Below are 1,077 nucleotides of genomic sequence, written 5' to 3' on the forward strand. Positions count from 1 at the left end.
CCGCCGCTCTTCCGCTCTCGCGGGAGCGGGAGCGGGCCGTCGCGACGGCCGCGGCCGCACCGGCGGGGCCCGACCGGTGGCCGCCGTTCCTGGTGCTGACCGGGGTCGAGGTGGCGCGGTCGGTGGTGTTCTTCGGGGTCAGCACCTTCCTGGAGCTGCACTGGCTGCGCGACCTGCACGCCTCGCACGCGCTCGCCGGTGCGGCACTGGCCGGCTTCCTCGGCGGCGGTGTCGCCGGGACGCTGCTCGGCGGCCGGCTCGCGGACCGGATCGGAGCGGTGGCCGCGGTGCGGCTGGGCACCGCGCTCACGGTGCCCGCACTGGCGGGCCTCTGCCTGGCGCCGGGCGGCCTGCTGCCGCTGGTGTTCGCGGTGCTGACCGGGGCGGCGCTCAACGTGCCGTTCGCGGTGATGGTGAAGCTGGGCCAGGACTACCTGCCCGGCCGCCCCGGCACCGCGGCCGGGGTCACGCTGGGGCTCGGCGTCAGCGCCGGCGGGCTGTGCGGGCCGCTGCTCGGTCTGGTGGCCCGGGCGCACGGGCCGCAGGGGGTGCTGGCGGCGCTGTGCGCGGTGCCGCTGCTCGGCCTGCTGCTGGCGTACGCGCTGGTGGAGCCGGGCGCGGCTGGGCGGGTCGGGCTGCCCGGCGGGCGGTTCAGGCCACGTGGCAGAGCTTGACCACGGAGACCCGGTGCAGGTCCACCGCGAGCGGGGTGTGGCGGCGGTGCCGGCGGGCGTCCTCGGACTCCGCCCGGGCGAGTGCCTGCTCCAGTGCGTGGTCGGCCTCGGAGGCGTCGACGATGAAGAGGTGGACACCGGTGTCGGGCGTGCCGTCCGGCCCGGTGTCACCGGACTGGTGCGGAATCTCCACCCGCCAGCGGAACAGGTGCGGCGATGCCGCTCGGGACCTCTTGGTCATCGGATGTGCTTCCTCTCCCGTGCGGACGTGACGGGCGTTGGAGCTCCGTGGCGTTCGGACCAGTGCGATCCGTATCACCGTATGAGGGCGAAATATGTCCGTCAAGAGGACGAGATGGGGAGTAAATATTCCGTCCGGCGGATGAATTCGTTCGGAAGCCAG

At 74.4% G+C, this 1,077-nt stretch carries 2 protein-coding genes; one reads left to right on the forward strand and one right to left on the reverse strand.

All coding sequences use genetic code 11. The features are described 5' to 3' along the window. A partial coding sequence (locus ABZ641_RS39075; RefSeq protein WP_359989475.1) for an MFS transporter occupies nucleotides 1–674 on the forward strand: 674 nt, incomplete at its 5' end. Here ABZ641_RS39075 and ABZ641_RS39080 read toward each other — a convergent pair. Beyond that, nucleotides 652–915, reverse strand: coding sequence for a hypothetical protein (locus ABZ641_RS39080; RefSeq protein WP_344623908.1), 264 nt, complete (start codon nucleotides 913–915; stop codon nucleotides 652–654). The two genes, ABZ641_RS39075 and ABZ641_RS39080, sit on opposite strands and share 23 nt — an antisense overlap. Nucleotides 916–1,077: the final 162 nt, after the last annotated feature.

The organism is Kitasatospora sp. NPDC007106 (genome assembly GCF_040634455.1).
Classification (GTDB): Bacteria; Actinomycetota; Actinomycetes; order Streptomycetales; family Streptomycetaceae; genus Kitasatospora; species Kitasatospora arboriphila.

What these genes read in the sequence shown, in the direction of transcription:
- ABZ641_RS39080 (WP_344623908.1), bottom strand. Translation starts at nt 915, where the DNA reads ATGACCAAGAGGTCCCGAGCGGCATCGCCGCACCTGTTCCGCTGGCGG.